Annotated in this window: 20 protein-coding genes; 14 read left to right on the forward strand and 6 right to left on the reverse strand. The window is 42.3% G+C overall.

What is annotated here, in order from left to right; translation table 11 throughout:
• Window positions 1-7 precede the first annotated feature (7 nt).
• The 4 genes from ACH0AB_RS03105 (at window position 8) to lpxA (ending at window position 3,332) form a co-directional block, all read left to right on the forward strand.
• Window positions 8-520 (forward strand): OmpH/Skp family outer membrane protein, encoded by a 513-nt coding sequence (locus tag ACH0AB_RS03105; RefSeq protein ID WP_406877129.1) that lies wholly within the window; start codon window positions 8-10, stop codon window positions 518-520.
• Window positions 521-629: 109 nt separating this feature from the next.
• Complete coding sequence (lpxD, locus tag ACH0AB_RS03110; protein WP_406877130.1) at window positions 630-1,682, forward strand: UDP-3-O-(3-hydroxymyristoyl)glucosamine N-acyltransferase; 1,053 nt, start codon at window positions 630-632, stop codon at window positions 1,680-1,682.
• Between the two features lie 129 nt (window positions 1,683-1,811).
• Window positions 1,812-2,327, forward strand: coding sequence for a 3-hydroxyacyl-ACP dehydratase FabZ (fabZ, locus tag ACH0AB_RS03115; protein ID WP_312522765.1), 516 nt, complete (start codon window positions 1,812-1,814; stop codon window positions 2,325-2,327).
• A gap of 228 nt (window positions 2,328-2,555) precedes the next feature.
• On the forward strand, window positions 2,556-3,332 hold the full coding sequence (gene lpxA / locus ACH0AB_RS03120) for an acyl-ACP--UDP-N-acetylglucosamine O-acyltransferase (RefSeq protein WP_060995097.1): 777 nt from the start codon (window positions 2,556-2,558) through the stop codon (window positions 3,330-3,332).
• A 104-nt stretch (window positions 3,333-3,436) separates the two neighbouring features.
• On the opposite strand, the gene tgt is transcribed toward lpxA, so the two are convergent.
• From tgt to ACH0AB_RS03140, 4 genes are all read right to left on the reverse strand, one after another.
• Window positions 3,437-4,573, reverse strand: coding sequence for a tRNA guanosine(34) transglycosylase Tgt (gene tgt, locus ACH0AB_RS03125; RefSeq protein ID WP_406877131.1), 1,137 nt, complete (start codon window positions 4,571-4,573; stop codon window positions 3,437-3,439).
• A 67-nt stretch (window positions 4,574-4,640) separates the two neighbouring features.
• Window positions 4,641-5,204 carry a hypothetical protein gene (locus tag ACH0AB_RS03130; protein WP_406877132.1) on the reverse strand — a complete coding sequence of 188 codons (564 nt, stop codon included), beginning with the start codon at window positions 5,202-5,204 and terminating at the stop codon, window positions 4,641-4,643.
• Window positions 5,204-6,277: a tRNA preQ1(34) S-adenosylmethionine ribosyltransferase-isomerase QueA gene (gene queA / locus ACH0AB_RS03135; RefSeq protein ID WP_406877133.1), complete on the reverse strand. Its 1,074-nt coding sequence runs from the start codon at window positions 6,275-6,277 to the stop codon at window positions 5,204-5,206. The genes ACH0AB_RS03130 and queA overlap by 1 nt, the downstream gene beginning before the upstream one ends.
• Before the next feature lie 4 nt (window positions 6,278-6,281).
• A complete protein-coding gene (locus ACH0AB_RS03140) occupies window positions 6,282-6,863 on the reverse strand; it encodes an acyl-CoA thioesterase (RefSeq protein WP_160001941.1) in 582 nt (193 codons plus the stop codon).
• A 115-nt stretch (window positions 6,864-6,978) separates the two neighbouring features.
• On the opposite strand from ACH0AB_RS03140, the gene ACH0AB_RS03145 reads away from it, so the two are divergent.
• Window positions 6,979-7,557, forward strand: coding sequence for a DUF924 family protein (locus ACH0AB_RS03145; RefSeq protein ID WP_406877134.1), 579 nt, complete (start codon window positions 6,979-6,981; stop codon window positions 7,555-7,557).
• Here the strand turns inward: ACH0AB_RS03145 and queG are convergent.
• A complete protein-coding gene (gene queG, locus ACH0AB_RS03150) occupies window positions 7,554-8,681 on the reverse strand; it encodes a tRNA epoxyqueuosine(34) reductase QueG (RefSeq protein WP_406877135.1) in 1,128 nt (375 codons plus the stop codon). The two genes, ACH0AB_RS03145 and queG, sit on opposite strands and share 4 nt — an antisense overlap.
• A gap of 70 nt (window positions 8,682-8,751) precedes the next feature.
• Here queG and ACH0AB_RS03155 point away from each other — a divergent pair, with 70 nt between their 5' ends.
• A complete protein-coding gene (locus ACH0AB_RS03155) occupies window positions 8,752-10,428 on the forward strand; it encodes an NAD(P)H-hydrate dehydratase (RefSeq protein ID WP_406877136.1) in 1,677 nt (558 codons plus the stop codon).
• 111 nt (window positions 10,429-10,539) lie between these two features.
• Here ACH0AB_RS03155 and ACH0AB_RS03160 read toward each other — a convergent pair whose 3' ends face one another.
• Window positions 10,540-11,016, reverse strand: coding sequence for a DUF4124 domain-containing protein (locus ACH0AB_RS03160; RefSeq protein WP_406877137.1), 477 nt, complete (start codon window positions 11,014-11,016; stop codon window positions 10,540-10,542).
• Between the two features lie 743 nt (window positions 11,017-11,759).
• Between ACH0AB_RS03160 and ACH0AB_RS03165 the strand changes: the two genes are divergently transcribed.
• The 8 genes from ACH0AB_RS03165 (at window position 11,760) to ACH0AB_RS03200 (ending at window position 19,206) form a co-directional block, all read left to right on the forward strand.
• Window positions 11,760-13,475, forward strand: a complete 1,716-nt coding sequence (locus tag ACH0AB_RS03165; protein ID WP_313421413.1) for an acetolactate synthase 3 large subunit — start codon at window positions 11,760-11,762, stop codon at window positions 13,473-13,475.
• A complete protein-coding gene (ilvN, locus tag ACH0AB_RS03170; protein ID WP_007116784.1) occupies window positions 13,475-13,966 on the forward strand; it encodes an acetolactate synthase small subunit in 492 nt (163 codons plus the stop codon). The genes ACH0AB_RS03165 and ilvN overlap by 1 nt, the downstream gene beginning before the upstream one ends.
• 48 nt (window positions 13,967-14,014) lie before the next feature.
• A complete protein-coding gene (ilvC, locus tag ACH0AB_RS03175) occupies window positions 14,015-15,031 on the forward strand; it encodes a ketol-acid reductoisomerase (RefSeq protein ID WP_007116783.1) in 1,017 nt (338 codons plus the stop codon).
• A 148-nt stretch (window positions 15,032-15,179) separates the two neighbouring features.
• Window positions 15,180-15,719, forward strand: a complete 540-nt coding sequence (locus tag ACH0AB_RS03180; protein ID WP_219331179.1) for a hypothetical protein — start codon at window positions 15,180-15,182, stop codon at window positions 15,717-15,719.
• 211 nt (window positions 15,720-15,930) lie between these two features.
• Window positions 15,931-16,143, forward strand: a complete 213-nt coding sequence (locus ACH0AB_RS03185) for a cold-shock protein (protein ID WP_007116781.1) — start codon at window positions 15,931-15,933, stop codon at window positions 16,141-16,143.
• A 469-nt stretch (window positions 16,144-16,612) separates the two neighbouring features.
• Window positions 16,613-17,362: an electron transfer flavoprotein subunit beta/FixA family protein gene (locus ACH0AB_RS03190; protein ID WP_099807962.1), complete on the forward strand. Its 750-nt coding sequence runs from the start codon at window positions 16,613-16,615 to the stop codon at window positions 17,360-17,362.
• A gap of 68 nt (window positions 17,363-17,430) precedes the next feature.
• A complete protein-coding gene (locus tag ACH0AB_RS03195) occupies window positions 17,431-18,363 on the forward strand; it encodes an electron transfer flavoprotein subunit alpha/FixB family protein (RefSeq protein ID WP_060994967.1) in 933 nt (310 codons plus the stop codon).
• Between the two features lie 207 nt (window positions 18,364-18,570).
• On the forward strand, window positions 18,571-19,206 hold the full coding sequence (locus tag ACH0AB_RS03200; protein WP_313012515.1) for a hypothetical protein: 636 nt from the start codon (window positions 18,571-18,573) through the stop codon (window positions 19,204-19,206).
• The last annotated feature ends 16 nt before the right edge of the window (window positions 19,207-19,222 follow it).

Genomic DNA, 19,222 nt, shown 5'->3' on the forward strand with positions numbered 1-19,222 from the left:
TATATATATGAAAATAATGACTCAGTTAGCCACAGCGAGCATTTTAAGTGTATTGGCAATGCCAGTGTTTGCCAATACCGTTGCGGTTTGGAATTCCCAAGTTGCCATCAGTAATACTAACATCGCCAAAACCAAAATTGGCGTGGTGCAAGCGGCGGTCAAACCAAAGCAGCAGCAGCTTGACAGCTATAAAGCGACCATTGAGCGTTTGCAAAAACAATATGCCACGCAAAACGCTCAGATGACCCAAGCACAAAAGGATGATTTGCGTAAGCAAATTCAAACCAACCTACAAAACTATGAACAGGTTGCCAGTCAAATCCAGTCCATTATTGATGCCAATGAGGCAGAAGTGATGCAGCGAATTGCCCCCAAAATCCAAGCCATTAAAGAAACTATTGTGCGTCAAAAAAATATTGATGTACTCATTGATAATCGTGATAGAATGGTTAGTTATGTCAAACCTGAATGGGATGTAACAGCAGATTTTACCAAAGCGATTAACGATCAAGTAAAATAATATTTTTTAAGCGCAGAGGTTTTAGCAAAAACGCAATATTCGACTATTGCGTTTTTTATTTTGTGTGTAAAATTAAGGCAAATTTTAAGCAAATAATTGGAGTAATTAAATGGCGTTCACCCTCACACAAATTTTGGATTTTTTAGCTAGTGACGTCATTGACCAAGGGGATGCGCAAACCGACCAAAATTTGCAGAAACAAATTTCCAAAATCGCCGCCCTTGAGGATGCCACTGGCACCGATATCACGTTTATTGCCAATCCTCTATTTGAATCAAAATTGCAAACCACGGGTGCTGGCGCTGTGCTAGTCCCCGCATCCTTACAGGAAAAATGCCCAAGCCATAGCGTTGCCATCGTAGTCAAATCACCTTATGCCGCGTATGCCAAACTGACCGCATTGTTTGAACCGACGCAAGCGTATCATCAGACAGTCAACCCTAATTTATCGGATAGTTTGATTCACCCGACTGCCATTTTGGGTAACAATCTGCAATTGGGTGACAATGTGCGTATTGGGGCTTATAGCCAAATCGGTGATAACTGCGTCCTTGGTGATGACGTCAAGATTGATGCCCAAGTCAATATTCAGCCCAATGTCGTGATTGGCGAAGGTAGCTTAATTGCGCCGCATGTGTACATCGGGCATGATTGTGTACTGGGTAAACATGTCAGCTTGCACAGTCATGCCAGCATTGGCAATGACGGGTTTGGCTTTGCTCCTAAAGGCAGTACAGATGAAGCAGGGTGGCAAAAAATTCACCAATTGGGGCGAGTGATACTGGGCGATCATGTCAGCGTAGGCAGCCACACCTGTATCGATCGCGGCGCGCTGAATGATACGGTTATCGGTAATCATGTCATTATCGATAATTTGGTGCAAATTGCCCATAATGTAAAAATTGGTGCTGGCACGGCGATTGCAGCGTGTGTGGGGATTGCTGGCAGTACAGAAATTGGTAAACGCTGCATGATTGGCGGGGCATCAGGTTTTGCAGGTCATATCAAAATTTGTGATGATGTCACGATTACTGGCATGACGATGGTAACCAAATCGATTCACCAACCGGGTGTATATTCTTCAGGCATGCCAGTGATGCCCAATAGCTTATGGAAAAGAGCGTATATTAATTTTAAGCAACTTGGCAAACCAAAAAGCTAGTCATTACGTTTATCCATCAAATAATTTGAGAAAACAACTGTAAACTCAATCTTAAAACCGTTACAATGGTTGTTTTTCACAAATCTATTTTTTTGATAAAGATGATTTAAAAGTATAAAGGATATATCCATGGATTTTGATAAGTTGATTGATGAAGACATCGCTGGCCTTGCACAGATTGGGGTGACATTACCTCTCAATGCCGTTGTGTTACGTGATTATCTGCCTCACCGTTATCCTTTTATGCTATTAGACAGAGTCACTGCGGTAAAACCCAATGAGTGGATTACCGGTCTTAAGAACATCACCATTAACGAGCCTTTCTTTAATGGTCATTTTCCTGAAGAGCCTATCATGCCAGGCGTCTTAATGATTGAAGCCATGGCGCAGGTAGCGGGTGTTCTGGGCTTTATTAGCAAAAATGTCAAACCAAGAGATGGTTATATTTATCTGTTCGCTGGGGTCGATAAAGTGCGTTTCAAACGTCAAGTCATCCCTGGTGATCAGCTTATTTTACGTGCCGAAAAAACCATGGAGCGTCACAGTATCTATAAATTTAGTTGTACAGCGTGCGTGGGCGATGAGTTGGCAGCCAGTGCAGAAATCACCATTGCAGAGCAGCGTACCCAATATCATCAATCATGACTTCAACATCATTTTTACATGGCTTGAATAAGGCGCGTTTGAGTAAGCTATACCGCTTAAATCTGTTTAAGTTAAGCAAAATCCTTGATAAAAATGGCATACTTTAGTAAAAATGCTATAATGTCGTTTTTATTTTAACCTGCTGTTTATAGTTAGCTTTGCCTATGGGTTCAGCTAAACCTGTATTTTTAATTCTTCTTGAATAGCAGGCTGGTATAAGGATTTTTCATGACGATTCACCCAACGGCGATTATTGATGCCACTGCAACGATACACCCGTCGGTCAAGATAGGGCCGTATTGCATTATTGGTGAACATGTCACAATTGGGGCGCAGACTGTGCTTCACCCCCATGTCGTCATTAGCAAGTTTACCCGTATCGGTGAGCGTAACCAGATTTTTCAATTCGCTAGCATCGGCGAAGACTGCCAAGATCTCAAATACCAAGGCGAGGAGACGTGGCTAGAAATCGGCGATGACAATCGCATTCGCGAAGCCTGTAGTATTCATCGCGGCACGGTACAAGATAAAGGTATCACGCGCGTTGGTAGCCGTAATCTGTTTATGGTCAATACCCATATTGCGCATGATTGCGTGATTGGCAACGACAACATTGTGGCTAATAATGTGGGGATTGCAGGTCATGTCCGCATCGGTAACCATGTGATTGTCGGTGGTAATTCAGGTATTCACCAATTTTGTAGCATTGATGATTATAGTTTGATTGGTGGCGCCAGCTTGATTTTAAAAGATGTTGCGGCTTTTAATATGGTATCGGGCAACCCTGCCAAAAGCCATGGTCTTAATATCGAAGGCATGCGCCGCAAAGGTTGGTCAAAGCAGACTATTGATTATCTACGCCAGGCTTATCGGGTGATTTTCCGTTCAGGACTGACCAAGGAAGAAGCCATTGTAGCAGTGACCGAGCAGCTATTACCCCAAGAACCTTTGGTACAATTGCTATTGGATTCCCTGATTCATAGTGAACGTGGCTTAGTCAGATAATGTACTAAGAAAGGATAGCGTTGCTATTTAGCGTATCAACAGCAGCTTATAAAAAGTAAAAAAGAGCCAAATCGGCTCTTTTTTTATGTGTTTTTAGGTGGTTTTTATGTCAAATGCAAATCAGGTTTTGGTAAGTTTTGATGCTGATAAAAAGTATCGACAAACGCATCAAACTTATCATCTTCAATGGACTGACGGATATCTGCCATCAAGCGCTGATAGTAACGCAAATTGTGTATAGTACCCAACTGTGCCGATAGCATTTCATTGCACTTGAACAAATGATGCAAATAGGCGCGGCTGAAATTCTGACAAGTATAACAATCACATTCGCTATCAAGCGGACTTTGGTCAAAACGGTGCACCGCATTTTTAATTTTAACGGCGCCAAAAGTGGTGAAATAATGACCATTTCGTGCGTTACGTGTTGGCATCACGCAATCAAACATATCAACACCGCGGCGTACCGCTTCCACGATATCTTCAGGCTTACCCACGCCCATCAGGTATCTGGGCTTGTCGGCGGGCATATCATCGGGTAAGTAATCAAGCACCGCCATCATTTCTTCTTTTGGCTCACCGACTGACAGCCCACCAATGGCATAGCCATCAAACCCAATAGCGAGCAACCCTTCTAAGGACTTTTCGCGAAGGTTGCGATACATACTGCCTTGAATAATACCAAACAAAGCATTCTTGTTACCCAGTTTTTCATGCTCATTTTTACAGCGCTCGCCCCAACGCAGCGATAATTCAAGCGATGTATCCGCTTCGCTAGGGGTCGCAGGATAGGGCGTACACTCATCAAACTGCATGACGATGTCTGAGTTCAGTGAGTATTGAATTTGCATTGATATTTCGGGGGATAAAAATACTTTTGCGCCATCAATCGGCGAGCGAAAATGCACACCTTCCTCGACGATTTTACGCATTGCACCCAGGCTAAAGACTTGAAAACCGCCGGAATCAGTTAAAATCGGCTTATTCCAACCGATAAAGTCATGTAAGCCGCCAAATTTGTCAATGACATCGGTCGTTGGGCGCAGCCAAAGATGAAAGGTATTGCCTAAGATGATTTCGGCACCGATTTCGTGGATATCCCGCGGCAGCATGCCTTTGACGGTGCCATAAGTACCGACAGGCATAAAGGCAGGGGTTTGCACATCGCCATGAGCGAGATGAACCGTACCACGGCGAGCACGGCTCTCGCCTGTAGCGTTTTTATGTAAGGTGAATTGCATATTTTGCTTTAGTAAGTTTTGCTAAAAGGCGGTATTATACCATTAACTTACGTGGCTGAAAATGCTATTAATTTTTAGTTTTTTTAATATCAATGGTAATAAAAAATAACAGGTAAGATAAAACACAAAGCGTGCTAACCGCATAAATAATCACCACCCAAAGCGATTGGTTTTTTCTGTGTTCAATATGCTTGACTGCATCGGCATAATCATAAATTACTTTGCCATCGATTGAAAGTTCGTATAAAAGACGTGTGGCATCGACTTGCGATGTTTTTTGTAATGATGCCCAATCAAGGCTAACTGTTTGATTTTCTAAAGGTAAATAGTTATGCAAACAATCTTGAATATAAGGTGTGAATGGACATTGATAAAATCGTAAAGTATTTTCTGATACCACCGCCATATTTGGCAAATAGATAAGTTTGCTGTTGATTTGTTGATAAGGGGTAAATTTAGCCGTACCTTGCGAGTGAAAAAGTTCAGTTTTAGCAGGAATTGGATAGTTTAAAATCATAACTGCAGATTTAAGCGTACTAAAAAAAGCAATGCTAACTGCTAACCACAAACCAACGATTAGGTATAAAGACAATGCAGTCATTTTATTAACAAGCTGAGAAATTACTAACATCATTCTACTTTATCTAACAACATCGCATCACCGTAACTAAAGAAACGATATTGTTGCTCGATGGCGTGCTGATAAGCCTGTTTGATGGGCTCACTGCCTGCAAACGCTGACACCAGCATCAATAGCGTGGATTTTGGCAAATGAAAATTGGTGATGAGCTTATCAATCACCCCGAACCTAAATGACGGATAAATAAAAATATCGGTATCACCTGACCAAGCGGATAGCATCGGACTTTCGAAACTGGCGGTTTTTTGAAACGCTGTTTCTAATACCCGTGTCACAGTGGTACCGACTGCAATCACTTGCCCGCCACGGGCTTTGGTTCGGTTAATCAATTCAGCAGTCGCTTGGGGCAACTCGGCATATTCTGAGTGCATTTTATGGCGCACAATATCCTCTGTCTTGACAGGGGAAAATGTGCCTGCACCGACATGCAACGTGACAAAGGCGGTATTGATGCCCTTGGACTTGAAGGCAGCCAATACGTTATCATCAAAATGCAGGCTTGCGGTCGGTGCGGCTACGCTGGCAAGTTTGGTTGGGTCATGAAATACCGTTTGATAACGGGTTTCGTCATTGTCATCGGCATGGCGCTCAAAATAGGGCGGAATCGGTAGTTCGCCATAGTGCTCAAGCACAGGCAATATAGGTTGGTCAAACGCTAGCAAAAATAAATTGTCCTCACGCCCCATTACTGTGGCATGAATGTTACCATCGGCAAGGCTCAACGTTTGCCCCTCTTTTGGGCTGCGGCTGGCGCGTACATGACACAAAGCGGTGTGCTTTTGGTTGCTACTAGCATCATCGGGCAAAATGCGCTCGACCAATACTTCGACCGCGCCGCCACTGGCTTTTTGCCCAAACAGCCTTGCTTTCATGACCTTGGTGTCATTAAACACCACCAAGTCACCAGCGTTTAGCAAAGCTGGCAAATCCACAAATTGTTGGTCTTTGGGTTGACCATGAGCAGGCAAATACAGCAATCGAGAGGCTGAGCGAACCGCTAACGGATAGCGGGCAATAAGTTCATCGGGCAGTTGATAATCAAAATCATCTAAAGTTAAAGGCATTTATTTACTCGGTGATAGCAGAATCTTTGGCAAGGTGGACATTGGCTTTAGGAAATGGGCGGATTTTATCGGCGTCTGACCAAGCTTTGACCCAGTCATCAGGTGGCATATTGATATCTTTATAATCCAATGCGCTGAGCACTTGCTTAGTCGGCAAAACCTTGCCAGTCACGATGTTGGTGATACCGGTGCGCAGCAGCGCAGAGCAAGTCGGCTGACCTTTGACCCACATGCTTTGTTCAATATAAAACCAGCGCTCATCAACAGCTATCAGTCGGGTTTTGATGGTGACCTTATCAAATAAACGAACACGCTTACGATATTGAATGGTACTACCAGCGACCACCAGCCCCCAGCGATGCTTGAATAATTTTTTGGCAAGACCGGAGCGAATGGCAAGATCGTTTCGCCCCAAATCAAACAGCGTAAAAATACGCCCGTTGTTCATTTCAAAAAAATGGTCAATGTCGTTGATATTAGCGGTCAAGGTGATTTCGCTGGTATCGGTTAATTGAAGCGAATGACCTTGTTTTTGTTTAATCGCGCTTTTGATGGCATGGGTGCCCAGTCGTAAAAAAGGATACATGGTTGTTCTCAATCTAAATTTGTGCCACATTATAGGGAAATCGCGCTTGTTTAGCAAAATTTGTCACTATAATTACCCGACAAGTCACTATAATTACTCTACACAAGGAAAGCAAATGACCAATCAATCACAGGTAGCAGCACAACCAATATCATCAGACGCTAAAAAGGTATTAGATTTTTGGTTGCAGCAAAATACTAAGCCATTTTGGTTTGCCAAAGATGAGGATTTTGATAAAACCGTAACGGCTAAATTTTTAGTCACACTTGAGCAAGCCAAACGAGGCGAGTTAGGGGATTGGCGAGCCAGTACAAAAGGGCGACTGGCAGAAATCATTGTATTGGACCAGTTTTCGCGCAATATTTTTCGAGATTCTTCACAAGCTTTTGCCCAAGATGGCATGGCGTTAGTATTGGCGCAAGAAATCGTCAAACAGCCAGATTTTGACACGTTGAATCAAGACGAACGCAATTTTGCTTTAATGCCTTTTATGCATGCGGAATCGGCAAACATTCATCAGCAGGCGTTGCCATTGTTTAAAAAATACGCCAGTAACGATACATTAGCGTTTGAATATAAGCATCAAGCCATTATTGAAAGATTTGGGCGCTATCCGCACCGCAATGCGATTTTGGGTAGACAATCCAGTGATGAGGAAATCGCCTTTTTGCAACATCCCAACTCGTCATTTTAACTTTTATTAAGTTGTTGCTGGATCGCCCAATCAATATGTTCTTGTGTGTTTTCGCTTAGCATTGGGCGTTTTTGTTGCAGTTTGTCAATAATTGCTTGGCTAAACGGTGCATTGCCTAAGGCTACTGCCACATTGCGCATAAAATTGTCGTAGCCCGTGCGGCGAATCGGCGAGCCTTCAGTTTTTGTCAAAAAATCCTGTGCATCCCATGCCCATAACTCAAGTAGTGACATCTCATCTAAACGGTGACGCGGATTAAAATCCTCAATCGTCGCTAATCTGGCAAATTTATTCCAAGGACAAATCAACTGACAATCATCACAGCCAAAAATGCGATTGCCAATTTTGGGACGAAGTTCTACAGGGATTTTGCCATCTAATTCAATGGTTAAATACGAAATACACAGCCGTGCATCGACATCATAATGCCCGGTGGGTGTTTTGCGGATGGCATGGGTAGGGCACACATGAATACAAGCCCGGCAACTGCCACAATGCGATAATGTGGTTTCGATTTGCTTTTTATCGTCTGCCAAAGGCAAGCTGGTGAATAATTCCCCCAACACAAAAAATGACCCCGCTTGTGGATGAATCAGCAAAGTGTGTTTGCCTGTCCAGCCCAAACCTGCTTGCTCAGCCAACGCGCGCTCAAATATAGGCGCGGAGTCGCTAAAGGGACGAAATACAAAGTCGTTGGCATATTGCGGATAATCGGTGGTTAGTTTGTCTTGAATCAGTCTGGCTAGGGTTTTTAGTAGCCCTCGCATGGTTTTATGATAATCACGTCCTCGAGCATAGCGGGCAATAATCGCTGAGTTAGGGCGCTCGTTGTCTGGCACACTGCGTTTGGGCGGTGGCGTGACTAGATAATCTAAACGCACACTAATGATGCTTTGCGTCTTGTCAACTAACAGGGCAGGGTTAGCACGTTTATCATGATTGTCTTCAAAAAACAGCATATTGCCATGTTTACCTTGTGCTAACCAAGTTTGCAAGGCATCAAGCTGTTTGCTAAAGATGGGATTGGTTGGATGGACAAAGCCACAATCAGCAAACCCCAACGCCTTGGCTTGCGCTTTTATCCAGCCCTTGAGTGCATTGAGTTCATTTGTAGTGTCCAACATGCCAACAACCAGATAAAATTAAAATGCTATTATAGCAAAATAAAAACCTACCACATCATTGGATCATCTTATGCAAAGTAATGCACAGACGGATAAAAATACTGTGATGCAAAACGCCATTGCCTTATATAGCCCCAAACAAATATATGACATTGAAAAAAACTGGTTTAGCAAAAATGACAGTTTTGCCTTAATGCAACAAGCTGCATGGCAACTTGCACACATCATCAAGCAGGAAAGTAGCAATCAAAAAGGCAGTCCCCCTCAAAAAAGCAATTACCTTCAAAAAAGCAGTCACCCTCAAAAATCGGTATTGGTAGTAGCCGGCGCTGGTAATAATGGCGGCGATGCTTGGTTGGTGGCGCATTATGTGAGCAAGCTTTGCCCGCATTGGTCAGTTACCGTAGTACAAGTCGCAGCGCCTAGCACCCTCGACAGCCAAACAGCAAAGCACATGTACCTGTCAAACTGTGCAAATGCGGCAAAATACTTGACGTTGACAGCATTTTTACAGCCATTCTATGAGCTTGGTTTAAGCTATCAGTATGATGTGGTGATTGATGGGTTGTTGGGGATTGGACTCGATGGCAAGCCTAGCGATGATTATCAGACAATCATCAATTGGATTAATCAATACCGCAAGCAAGTTCACGCTTGTCAAGTCATCAGCATCGATGTACCCAGCGGACTTAATGCCGCTACGGGCGAAGTGTACGATGACATTGCGATTAAAGCAGACAAGACACTTTGTTTAATCGGGCGAAAGGTCGGACTGCATATCGGGGATAGTAAAGATTATGTTGGCAGCGTTATCGATGTGCCTTTGCTCCCTATTGAGCAATCAGGCATCTTGTTGCATTCCACGCTACCTAACTTACCACAACGTCAGCAGGTGAGCCATAAAGGTACGTATGGTCATGTACTCATCATCGGTGGCAATCGGTTACAGGATGGGCATGGCATGGCAGGGGCGGCGATATTGGCCGCCAATGCAGCATTGAGCAGTGGTGCAGGCAAAGTCACTGTTGCCTGTCATCGTGATTTTCATCCAGCCATTGTCACCGCTTTGCCCAATGCCATGACCGCGGATTTACACAATATCGCTAGCGTCATCGAGCTGATTGACGCGGTGGATGTGGTTGCCATCGGCATGGGTTTGGGTAGGGATAAAGTAACGCTTGATTTATTTAACCAGTATCTTATGGCCATCAAGCAATCAGAGAAGCTATGTGTCATTGACGCTGATGGTTTATACCATTTAGCAGATTGGGCAAGCACGAGTGACGGTTTAAATGCTCCCATTCAACCACGATTGGGACAGTCAAACCAACGGTTTTACCTAACGCCGCATTCAGCGGAAGCAGGACGTTTGCTCAATCAACCCTATGCTGACATTGATCGAGACAAAATCAGCGCGATTCGGGCGTTAGCTCACCAATATGGGGGCAATTGGCTTATCAAAGGGGCACAAACGATTGTGCTTGAACGTGCCAGTCTTGAGCGTGACAGCATTGATATTTGCGGCTTGGGTAATGCCGGTATGGCAACGGCTGGCATGGGCGACTGCTTGGCAGGTCTGATGGCGGGCTTATTGGGGCAAGCAATTGCCGCACCCATGCTAGCCTCCGTGCTCATACATGCCAAAGCGGGTGATACGTTAGCAGAAAAAATGGGTGAATATGCGTTGCAAGCCAATCACATGGCATCGGCAATCGGTGACATCATCCATCAATTCACGGACGATTAAAATCATGGCAGGTTAAGCAGGTTCAATAGAAAAAAGGTGAGAATTCACTCACCTTTAACCTTTACACACCGTTAATTTTAATTGAATGCTAAAGTCATATAGCGTGCAAAGTTATTTACAGTATTGGCTCACTGTTTGCGCGACTTGCTGACGGCGTAGCTCAATTTCACGACCATCTAAATATTTACGTTCACCTTTATTATCCATCTCATAGACGCGCCCGCCTTGGTTTAAGTTGGCAAGGGTGTTTTGTAAGGCTTTACAGCGCTCCGCATCTTGCTGTTTTTTGAGTTGCTGATTTTGTGCTTCAAGTTCAGCAGCACGTTTTTGATCGGCTGTCAGCGTTGGTGATACACCTGATGCAGCACCTGTGCTATTGCCAGCGGTTGCAGGTGCACGACTACTAGGTCCAAGTTCACGGGTATTAATCACTTGCACTTGTCGCAAATTAACACCATTGGTCGGGGCATATTGGCTATAATGCGGCACACCATTTTTGTCAGTCCACTTGTAGTAAGTGGCTGCATTTGAACTCGCCATAACGAATGGTGATAACATGAGTGATAACAAAAACAGTGGCTTTAACATTGTTTTTCCTATGCAAGAAACTAGAAAGTTATGCGATAGCCTATCACAGCTTGATAGCTTTTAGCAGTAAATTTTGACAAGATAATCGTATAATTTCCTAAAGGTAGTTTTCTAAAAACGACTGGCTCAATCAGTTTGAGATTTTAAAGTTTATCAAGCCTTAAAACCAAGCCTCAGACAATTCATTTACCTATAACTAAAAGTTATTAATTCTAATAGCTTTTTTTTATTGACAAGTGTTAAAAAAACTCACATCATAAGTCCTCTACTGGTCGTTAGTAACAATTATCGTTGGTTACTAATTGGTAAAATCTAAGCTAATTGGCGCTATCCGCTGATTAGGCTCTCCAATTGGATGAGAGCATTTTTTACCGTTGTTGTTGTTTATGAATCTAAACAAAAGAATCTAACAACCCTGACTTATCGGTCAACAAAGACAAAAAGTAGCCATCAATTTATACATTACGTAATTTTCGTGATGCTTTCTTTTTTGGTTATCATGCTTTTTGCCCTCGTCTGATTTGTTCACTGTTACCTCATGGCAGTGTTGAAGATTCTTGCTAATCATTTAGCAATTTTTATCTAAAACAACTTCCCAGTATCATTTTTGAAGACGACCATAAAAGGTGATGACAGTGACTCAAACTACCCAAGCTCCCAATATGACGGGAGAAAACCAAACGGCTCACGCTGCACCCAATTTTGACAAAAAAACCGCCAAAGCCTCAGCAGGTGAACCTGTCATGATGTCTGGTGCAGAAATGCTGGTGCAAGCGCTAATTGACGAAGGTGTTGAATACATTTTTGGCTATCCAGGCGGCGCCGTGTTGCATATTTATGATGCTTTGTTCAAACAAGATAGCATTGAGCACATCCTCGTGCGTCACGAACAAGCAGCGGGTCATATGGCAGATGCTTATTCCCGTGTGACAGGTAAAACTGGGGTGGTATTAGCCACATCGGGTCCAGGCGCCACCAATACGGTTACCGCCATCGCTACCGCGTTTATGGATTCTATTCCGATGGTTGTCATCTCAGGTCAGGTGCCTTCAAGCCTCATCGGTGATGATGCGTTCCAAGAAACTGATATGATTGGTGTGTCACGTCCTGTCGTCAAACACAGTTTTCAAGTACGTCATGCCAGCGAAATCCCAGAAATCGTGCGTAAAGCGTTTTATATCGCAAGCTCTGGTCGCCCAGGTCCTGTGGTGATTGATGTACCCAAAGACAAAACCGCGCCTAACGAAAAATTTCCTTACCATTTCCCTGAGTCGGTCAGTATGCGTTCTTACCAACCATCAGTTCGCGGTCATTCAGGACAAATTCGTAAAGCCATCGAAACCTTAATTGCTGCTAAACGCCCTGTTTTATATTCAGGGGGTGGCGTGATTGCATCAAACGCAAGTGCAGAATTAACCGCATTAGCCCGTTTACTTAATTTACCGGTGACCAATACTTTGATGGGTTTGGGCGCTTATCCAGGGTCGGATAAACAGTTTTTAGGTATGCTTGGGATGCATGGTACGTATGAAGCCAATATGACCATGCACAATTCAGATGTGATTTTGGCCGTCGGTGCGCGTTTTGATGACCGTGTGACCAACAATACGCAAAAATTCTGTCCAAACGCTAAAATTATCCATATTGATATCGACCCTGCATCAATCTCAAAAACCATCAATGCACACATCCCGATCGTCGGTGATGTAAAAAATGTGCTGAGTGATATGCTCGCCGTATTAACAGAAAATAACGCACAGCTTGACCAAGCCGCGTTAAATGATTGGTGGGCGCAAATCAATGAATGGCGTAAACGTCATGGTCTACGCTATGACAAAGACGACAGCAATGGCATGAAACCACAGCACGTTGTTGAGCGCTTATATGAGTTAACGCATGGTAAAGCTATCATCACATCTGATGTGGGTCAGCACCAAATGTTTGCAGCCCTATACTATAAATACGATGAGCCGCGTCAATGGTTAAACTCAGGGGGTTTAGGCACCATGGGGGTAGGATTGCCTTATGCAATGGCAGCCAAACTTGCTAATCCAGAGCGTGATGTGGTCTGTATCACAGGTGAAGGCTCAATTCAGATGAATATCCAAGAGCTATCAACTTGCCTACAATATAACTTACCCGTGAAGATTCTAAATCTTAACAACGCCCAGTTGGGTATGGTAAAACAATGGCAAGACATGATTTATGAAGGTCGTCATTCGCACTCTTATATGGATTCATTGCCAGATTTTGTCAAACTTGCAGAAGCTTACGGTCATGTCGGTATCCAAATCACCGACCCAGCCAAACTTGATGAACAACTTGCTTATGCTTTATCACTCAAAGATCGATTGGTATTTATCGATGTGCTCGTCGATAAAAACGAGCATGTTTATCCAATGCAATTAGCAGGTCAGTCAATGCGTGATATGTGGTTAGCGAAAGGGGAGCGTACCTAATGAAACATTTAATTTCTGTCTTAATGGAAAATGAATCAGGGTCACTGTCTCGTGTGGTTGGCTTATTTTCACAACGTGGCTACAACATCGAGACACTGAACGTTGCCCCAACTGATGACCCGACTTTATCGCGTTTGACCTTGACCACAGATACCGATCAAAATAAGATTGAGCAAGTGACCAAACAGTTGCACAAGCTGATTGAAATCGTTAAAGTAACCACGCTGACCGATAGTGTACATATTGAGCGCGAACTCATGCTGATCAAAGTACGTGCCACGGGTAGCAACCGCGAAGAAGTGAAGCGCTGTGCGGATATCTTTCGTGCAAGTATTGTTGATATCACGCCCAATGTCTATACCATTCAAATTGTCGGTGACACGGCAAAATTGGACGGTTTTATTGAATTGATGGGACGTGAACGCATTTTAGAGGTCGTACGTTCTGGTGTTATTGGTATCGCTCGGGGTGAAAAAATCCTCAGCGTCTAAATTTACCAACCTTTTAATAGTAGTTGTTTTTTACACAAGGAAATAGTTATGAACATTTTTTATGATAAAGATTGTGATCTATCAATCATCCAAGGCAAAAAAGTTGCGATTATCGGCTATGGCTCACAAGGTCACGCACACGCATTGAACCTAAAAGACAGCGGTGTTGATGTCACAGTTGGCCTGCGCAAAGATTCATCATCTTGGAAAAAAGCAGAAAATGCCGGTCTAAAAGTGGCTGAAGTAGAAGAAGCCGTCAAGCAAGCTGACTTAGTCATGATTTTGACCCCTGATGAATTCCAAAAACAACTTTACAATGACGTGATTGAGCCAAACATCAAACAAGGTGCCACGCTTGCGTTTGCCCATGGTTTCTCAATCCATTACAACCAAGTGGTACCTCGTAAAGACCTAGACGTCATCATGATTGCGCCAAAAGCACCGGGTCATACCGTGCGTAACGAATTTGCCACAGGCGGCGGTATTCCTGACTTAATCGCCGTTTACCAAGATGCGTCTGGTCAAGCCAAACAAGTCGCGTTATCTTACGCGATGGGTGTCGGCGGTGGTCGTTCAGGTATCATCGAAACAACGTTCAAAGACGAAACTGAAACGGACCTATTTGGTGAGCAAGCGGTACTGTGTGGTGGTGCGGTTGAACTGGTTAAAATGGGCTTTGAAACCTTGGTTGAAGCAGGCTATGCCCCAGAAATGGCGTACTTTGAATGTCTACACGAATTAAAATTGATTGTAGACTTGATGTACCAAGGCGGTATTGCTGATATGAATTACTCAATCAGTAACAATGCAGAATACGGTGAATACGTGACAGGTTTAGAAGTTATTAACGATCAATCACGTGAAGCGATGCGTAATGCCCTAAAACGTATCCAATCAGGCGAATATGCAAAAATGTTTATCGCTGAAGGTATGTCAGGTTATCCATCAATGACAGCGCGCCGTCGTCAAACCGCTGAGCATGAAATCGAAAAAACAGGTGCCAAACTTCGCGGTATGATGCCTTGGATCACCTCAAGTAAGATCATCGACAAAGAGAAAAACTAGTTTTGCACCCAGTTAGTTTTACCAATGGCATCATACCCAATTGGTAAAACTAATAAAATGACAATAACCCTGCGCTGTGTAAAGTTACATAGACAGGGTTTTTTAGTATAAAATAATGGGTATCGATATAAAGTTTATGAGATTTGTTTTGAATATAGCGTCTGTTTGGCAGTTGTCGACTGCAACTTTTTTACACACTTTTAGCGGTATGAGTGCTTTGCCTGCATTGGCAAATCCTTTGAATTACCTGATGGGGGATAGCTATACGTTAAATTGGCAAGCAATTTATCTGGTCGGTACGTTAATTGTCGCCCTACTGATTGCCTATGAATCCATAGTTTTGAAGAAAAACTTAGGAAAATTGCCGCAATCAAAGTTATTTAGCGTGAGCTCCATATTAGAAACCGTGTGGCTCATGGTATCCGTGGTCGCCGTATATTATGGTGCATTTAGTAGCATTGCCAAAGTCGTGCCATTTGCCTATATTCTGTATAGCATATTTGGTTGGATTTACGGATTTTATCTACTCAAAGACCAGGCGGGCGATATTAAAGATGTCGATGATATGAGTATGCCCATCAAATATATGGACTATAGCCTATCATTTTCACTGGTGATTATGGTGACCAGCATTGCGATATTTATCAATATGTTGATGAACGGCGTAATCGCTTTTAATCTAGCTTAATAAAGTCAATTTAAATCCCTTTTTAATTGTAACTTTGTGGTAAAAAAATCAAAAAATAGTAGGTGAAACGCTAAAACTAGGCTATACTGTGATTATTCGCTAAAATACACTTAACAAACTTTTGGCGATGACAATTTATAACATCCTGTATTTACCTAAGTAATTGCAAGCGTTATAGATAACATAGTTAATTTTTAATGTAGGATTTTTTATGTCAGATAAAGCTACTGGTACTGTAAAATGGTTCAATGAAAGCAAAGGTTTCGGCTTCATCGCTCAAGACAATGGCGGTCAAGACGTTTTTGCTCATTACAGTGCAATCCAAGGTTCAGGTTTTAAAACACTTAAAGAAGGTCAACGTGTGAGCTTCGTATTGAGCCAAGGTCAAAAAGGCCCACAAGCCGAACAAATTGAAGCACAATAATAATAACTACAAGCTTAATTGTTTGTTTATTAACTGCTTATCTTAATTAGCTTGCAATAAAGAAAAACAACCAGACGATAGGTTGTTTTTTTTTGCGCGTTTGTTTTGTGTTTAATGTTTATATCAAGCACAAGACATTGTATGTTGAATATTTAGTTAAAAAATTTCCCTAATTATTTTAGTTATGATATATTCGAAAAATTCAAGAATTTTTGATGTTTTCCAACCATTTTTTTATGACTTAAAATTCATAGGATTTTCTTGATTTGTTGGGTAAGTTATCGCAACATATATTATTAACGAAGATAATGGGTATTGTGAGTATTCACAGTATAACTATTCTTTTTAGCTTGCTAAGTTAGCTCACCAAGCTAGTTTAAGTTAAGAAGAATAGGATGTTCATTTTATCATGACTGGGGATACTTGGATTTATCCTCCTTTTTTAATTCATATAACAAACGAGGAACGTATGAAAGCATTAGTTGCTGTTAAACGTGTAGTTGACTATAACGTAAAAGTTCGTGTAAAAGCGGACAACACTGGTGTTGACTTAACCAATGTTAAAATGTCTGTAAACCCATTTGATGAGATTGCTGTGGAAGAAGCTGTACGCCTACAAGAAGCGGGCGTGGTCTCTGAAATTGTTGTTGTATCTATCGGTCCAAAAGAAGCACAAGAACAAATCCGTGGCGCAATGGCACTGGGTGCAGATCGTGGTATTTTAGTTGAAACGACCGACACTGTGCGTCCCCTACAAGTGGCAAAAATTTTAAAAGCGATTGCACAAGCTGAAGCTGCTGACATCATTTTACTAGGCAAACAAGCGATTGATGATGACAACAACCAAACAGGTCAAATGCTAGCGGCATTGATGGATGTAGGTCAAGCAACCTTTGCATCACAAGTAAAAGTCGAAGGTGGTAGCGTCAATGTAACACGTGAAATCGATGGTGGCTTACAAACCGTTCAGTTATCATTGCCTGCGGTTATCACCACTGATTTACGTTTAAATGAACCACGTTATGCCAAACTGCCTAACATCATGAAAGCGAAGAAAAAACCATTAGAAGAGAAAAAACCAGAAGATTATGGTGTTTCTACCGCTAGTAACATTCAAATCGTAAAAGTAACGCCACCTGCAGAGCGTAAAGCGGGTGTTAAAGTTAAATCGGTTGACGAGTTAGTCGATAAATTAAGAAACGAAGCTAAAGTTATCTAATCATTTAACTACCTTCAATTTAATTCGTCATTTAACGATAGCGATTATCAAATATTAAGGAAAATCTCATGGCAATTTTAGTATATGCAGAACATGATAATAAAGAGCTGAAAAAAGCAACACTCAACACCGTAACGGCAGCAAGCAAAATCGGTGGCGATATCGTTGTGTTAGTTGCAGGTCTTGGCTGTGAAGCCGTAGCAGAACAAGCCGCTAAAGTAGCGGGTGTATCAAAGGTGCTTTGCGCAAGTAACGCTGCTTTTGAGCATCAACTGGCTGAAAACGTCGCTAAACTCGTGGTATCGCTTGCAGGTGATTATAGCCATATCGTTGCACCAGCAACAACCACAGGTAAAAACTTCTTACCACGCGTTGCCGCTTTGTTAGACGTAAATATGCTAACTGATGTAACCGCTGTGATTGATGCAGAGACATTTGAACGTCCAATCTACGCAGGCAATGCCATTGCAACGGTTAAAGATACTGAAAGCAAAAAAGTTATCACAGTTCGTACCACTGCATTTGATGCAGCGGCAGCAGAAGGCGGCGCAGCCAGTATAGAGCAAGTAAGCGCAGGCGAAGATGCGGGCAAATCAAAATTTGTCGGTGAAGAGTTAGCAAAATCTGATCGTCCAGAATTAACTGCTGCAGAGATTGTTGTATCAGGTGGTCGTGCATTAGCCAGCGGTGAAAACTTCACCAAGTATATTGAGCCACTCGCTGATAAGCTAGGTGCTGCGATGGGTGCATCACGTGCGGCAGTTGACGCAGGTTATGTGCCAAACGACCTACAAGTGGGTCAAACGGGTAAAATTGTTGCGCCAAACCTATATATCGCCGCAGGTATCTCAGGTGCTATTCAGCATTTGGCAGGTATGAAAGATTCAAAAGTTATCGTTGCTATCAACAATGACCCAGAAGCGCCTATCTCTCAAGTGGCTGATTATTTCCTAGAAGGTGATATTTTTACAGTCTTGCCAGAACTAACTAGCAAATTGTAATTGCCGCTATCATAAGCTACTAAGCGATAAATATATAGGCTATAAATATAAAAAAACCTCATGCTTTTTGAGGTTTTTTTATTTGCTATTTATAGGCTAAGCAGTGACTTAATTATCGCTAAAAGTATATTGATTGTTGTATAGCGACTAGGTAATATAATAAAAATTATGGGATTTTATTGATAGTAAATTTTTTGGAAATAAATCGTGAAAATGGATTTAAAAAAATTCCGTACAGAAATGCAGCAGCGGCTTAGCGAGCAGCAACTAGACAATGTGAAAGTACGTCCCTTTATCTGTTCAGGGTCACCCCTTAATTGCAAAATCATGATGGTCGGCTACAATCCAGCTCGCGAAGTTAATTTAGACGTGTTTGATGCAAATATTTGGCATGATGACATAGGGTTTGATCGTGAATCGTTTGCTGAGCATTATGACATCGCTAGCTACAATGATGATTTACAGTGGAATCGCAACCATATATTTCAGCAAAATTTGATTGATGAAATCTCAAATCATCCTGTGATTGAAACTTACCTTTATAGTGTTATCACCCCCAAAAAGACTTTATTAAGCCCTCAGCATAAACACACGCATCTATTTGATTGGCTATATAGCATTTTAAAACCTGTCTTAGTCATTACCCAAAATATTGATGTAATTAAATATTTTGAACGAGAAGCCAATAAAATTCTTGTTAGAAATACTTTTAATGCCATTACTTATCGAGATTTACACTGTGTGATTTTGCCCATCAGCCATTTATCCAAAAAATGGAATGACACCGAAATGTATCATTTGAAAGAAGAAATTGATGAGCTGTTTAATTTAATTACTGTTTAGAGAATAGTGTTTAATT

This window comes from Moraxella sp. 179-F 1C4 NHS, from assembly GCF_045370505.1.
GTDB classification, from domain to species: domain Bacteria; phylum Pseudomonadota; class Gammaproteobacteria; order Pseudomonadales; family Moraxellaceae; genus Faucicola; species Faucicola tetraodonis.

Coding starts and splice junctions, on each gene's coding strand:
- ACH0AB_RS03105 (WP_406877129.1), top strand. CDS start 8: ATGAAAATAATGACTCAGTTAGCCACAGCGAGCATTTTAAGTGTATTG.
- lpxD (WP_406877130.1), top strand. CDS start 630: ATGGCGTTCACCCTCACACAAATTTTGGATTTTTTAGCTAGTGACGTC.
- fabZ (WP_312522765.1), top strand. CDS start 1,812: ATGGATTTTGATAAGTTGATTGATGAAGACATCGCTGGCCTTGCACAG.
- lpxA (WP_060995097.1), top strand. CDS start 2,556: ATGACGATTCACCCAACGGCGATTATTGATGCCACTGCAACGATACAC.
- tgt (WP_406877131.1), bottom strand. CDS start 4,573: ATGCAATTCACCTTACATAAAAACGCTACAGGCGAGAGCCGTGCTCGC.
- ACH0AB_RS03130 (WP_406877132.1), bottom strand. CDS start 5,204: ATGTTAGTAATTTCTCAGCTTGTTAATAAAATGACTGCATTGTCTTTA.
- queA (WP_406877133.1), bottom strand. CDS start 6,277: ATGCCTTTAACTTTAGATGATTTTGATTATCAACTGCCCGATGAACTT.
- ACH0AB_RS03140 (WP_160001941.1), bottom strand. CDS start 6,863: ATGTATCCTTTTTTACGACTGGGCACCCATGCCATCAAAAGCGCGATT.
- ACH0AB_RS03145 (WP_406877134.1), top strand. CDS start 6,979: ATGACCAATCAATCACAGGTAGCAGCACAACCAATATCATCAGACGCT.
- queG (WP_406877135.1), bottom strand. CDS start 8,681: ATGTTGGACACTACAAATGAACTCAATGCACTCAAGGGCTGGATAAAA.
- ACH0AB_RS03155 (WP_406877136.1), top strand. CDS start 8,752: ATGCAAAGTAATGCACAGACGGATAAAAATACTGTGATGCAAAACGCC.
- ACH0AB_RS03160 (WP_406877137.1), bottom strand. CDS start 11,016: ATGTTAAAGCCACTGTTTTTGTTATCACTCATGTTATCACCATTCGTT.
- ACH0AB_RS03165 (WP_313421413.1), top strand. CDS start 11,760: ATGATGTCTGGTGCAGAAATGCTGGTGCAAGCGCTAATTGACGAAGGT.
- ilvN (WP_007116784.1), top strand. CDS start 13,475: ATGAAACATTTAATTTCTGTCTTAATGGAAAATGAATCAGGGTCACTG.
- ilvC (WP_007116783.1), top strand. CDS start 14,015: ATGAACATTTTTTATGATAAAGATTGTGATCTATCAATCATCCAAGGC.
- ACH0AB_RS03185 (WP_007116781.1), top strand. CDS start 15,931: ATGTCAGATAAAGCTACTGGTACTGTAAAATGGTTCAATGAAAGCAAA.
- ACH0AB_RS03190 (WP_099807962.1), top strand. CDS start 16,613: ATGAAAGCATTAGTTGCTGTTAAACGTGTAGTTGACTATAACGTAAAA.
- ACH0AB_RS03195 (WP_060994967.1), top strand. CDS start 17,431: ATGGCAATTTTAGTATATGCAGAACATGATAATAAAGAGCTGAAAAAA.